The organism is Gammaproteobacteria bacterium (assembly GCA_003696665.1).
GTDB lineage: Bacteria > Pseudomonadota > Gammaproteobacteria > Enterobacterales.
Genome location: RFGJ01000571.1, coordinates 1 through 2,311, shown reverse-complemented (window position 1 = coordinate 2,311; position 2,311 = coordinate 1). Strand labels below are relative to the sequence as shown.

The window sequence follows — 2,311 nt, the reverse complement described above, 5'->3', positions numbered from 1 at the left end:
CTTCGCCGACTACGGTTGCCCGGACCTGGTGCTGCCCGTCCCGGCCGATGCGGAGCGGGTCCAAGCTGCAGTGACGCGCACCCTCGGCTCCGAGCGGGACGGCCTAATGGAGACATTAAAGGCCCACGCTGAGGCGTTCATGGTGCAGACGTTGGAGATGTGGCAGGAGGTGGAGGGGGTGCTTGGTATGGAGTGGTGATGGTTTCCGGGGGCATGTAATTGTAACAGACCATCTGTTTGTAAACAAGATAATGGATATGGACAAAAAAGTTAAATCAATTGTGCGGCCAGCCTGGTTGCTTGTTCGTCCATACTGGAAGCGGACGGCTCGTTTTCGACACCAGGCACGCATACGGTTGATTTCGCTTCTGGGCCTTCATGGTAGAAAGCAACCACTGTTTGTTTTGGCTCGACAGAGGACGGGGAGTAATTTGCTTCTGGATTATCTGAATTCGATTCCCCAGATATCAATGGCGCATGAGTTTCTCAATCCAGAATTCTATTATGGCTTTAGGCCAAAATCGGGAACAAAGGAGGATCTTTTCCGGCATATAGAAAGATCCTTGAATGCATTGCCTGGCGAAATCTCCGGATGTAAGATTCTCATTGGACAATTCGATCTGCATGGGATAACTCTGGAGGACTTGCATAATTTATTTCCAGAGGCAAAGTTTCTGGTTCTCTATCGACGTAGCATTTTGAAGCAGTTCGTATCTCTGAAGATTGCGCGTACGACAAAGCAATATCTGGCTAACGATCCTACCTCTGTGCGGACGACCAATGTAACGATAACGCTAGATGAACTTGAAGAATTTTATCAGTTGAATAATGCTGAGTATCAATCGGTTCTAAAGTATCCATGGATGCGGGAAAAAGGGCGTTTGATTGTCTATGAGGATCTAGCCGTTGCTCCGCAAGAAACCTTCGATAATGTTGTTTTTCCATTTTTGAACATTCCTCGCTCGAAAATACAGACGTCACTGGTTAAGCAGGGGAAGCGACCTGTTGAGGAGGTTGTTGAGAATTATGCCTCTATAAAAGACCATCTGGATAAATATTTAATGTACGACCCTCAGAACTATTTCGATTTTTCCTGATGAAACTTGCTGCACGAGAGTGGCAATCTCCCAAATCCTCGAGTCTCCGAATCCTTTTCATTCAATATAGTAGTAATCCTAGCGGTTCGACGATCAGCGGGCTTCTAACTGTAAAAGGATTCTTGGAGAACGATTGGAAAGTAGATGTGGCCTTTGGTTTCGAGGGACCCTACCTCCAGGAGTATGAGGAAATCGGCTGTAGTGTGCATGTGGTCGAGCATCGCAACTGGTTGCGAGGAAAGGGGATTCGAATCGTTCGGAATATCTGGGATGAAGTGCAGGCTTCGAGACGCTTTGAGAAGTTGATACGACGACTGAAACCTTCAGTTGTTTACGTCAACACGCTGGTAAGTTTTGCAGGTGTCATCGCCGCCCACAACATGGGAGTGCCTTCCATCTGGCACGTCAGGGAACTCTTCGACGATATGGGAGGAGAGATGCATCGTCCCATGATAGGTGGGAAAGCCCTGGTTCGACAAGTTCTTCGTCGCTTACCTACTCAGATTATCGCTGTTTCACAGGTAGTTGCGGATAATGTAGTTGGAAGTTCTACAAAGGTAAAAGTCCAGGTCATTCCCAATGCGGTCAGTCGAGCCTTGCTTGCTGAGGCTCTACCTCAATCGATTGCGAGAGAGAGCCTTGGCCTGCGAACGGCTGCGAAAATTATTGGTGTTCCAGGGGGGTTGCGTCCGGTCAAAGGACATGATTTTTTTTTGGAAGCAGCAACAATCGTAGCCAATCAGAATCCGGACTGTGAATTCGTGATCTCTGGGAGCGGTACCTCGGCTTACCGGGACTATCTGGAGCGCCAAGTGAACCGACTGGGGCTCTCCGACAAGGTGGTTTTTACAGGGCGTATGGAAACGATGAACGTTTTTTATAGCGCCTGCGATGTCATTTGTATTCCCTCTAAATCGGAGTCCTTTGGAAGAACGGCTATCGAAGCCATGGCGATGGGGATACCCGTCATCGGGAGCAGGGTTGGTGGGCTTAAGGAGATTATCGACGATGGTAAGAACGGCCTACTGGTAAATTATGGTGACGTTGCGTCGCTGGCATCCGCCATGGATCGATTGCTTAAGGATACTTCACTTCGACGGAGTTTGGGTATCGAAGGCCAACGTAAAGTAGAATTGGAATATAGTGAGTCTGTTTATCAGCAAAGGATCATTGATGTGGTTAATGGTGTGCTGGCTAACACGAGAAAGAATTAG

At 48.2% G+C, this 2,311-nt stretch carries 3 protein-coding genes; all 3 read left to right on the top strand.

Annotated elements, in window-relative coordinates; genetic code table 11:
• A partial coding sequence (locus D6694_13945; protein RMH36375.1) for a hypothetical protein occupies window positions 1-199 on the top strand: 199 nt, incomplete at its 5' end.
• Between the two features lie 52 nt (window positions 200-251).
• On the top strand, window positions 252-1,097 hold the full coding sequence (locus D6694_13940; GenBank protein ID RMH36374.1) for a hypothetical protein: 846 nt from the start codon (window positions 252-254) through the stop codon (window positions 1,095-1,097).
• Window positions 1,097-2,311, top strand: a complete 1,215-nt coding sequence (locus D6694_13935; protein RMH36373.1) for a glycosyltransferase family 1 protein — start codon at window positions 1,097-1,099, stop codon at window positions 2,309-2,311. Before D6694_13940 ends, D6694_13935 begins: the two co-directional genes overlap by 1 nt.

Bases quoted from the DNA above. Each gene is read 5' to 3' on its own strand.
- D6694_13935 (RMH36373.1), top strand. From the start codon at position 1,097: ATGAAACTTGCTGCACGAGAGTGGCAATCTCCCAAATCCTCGAGTCTC.
- D6694_13940 (RMH36374.1), top strand. From the start codon at position 252: ATGGATATGGACAAAAAAGTTAAATCAATTGTGCGGCCAGCCTGGTTG.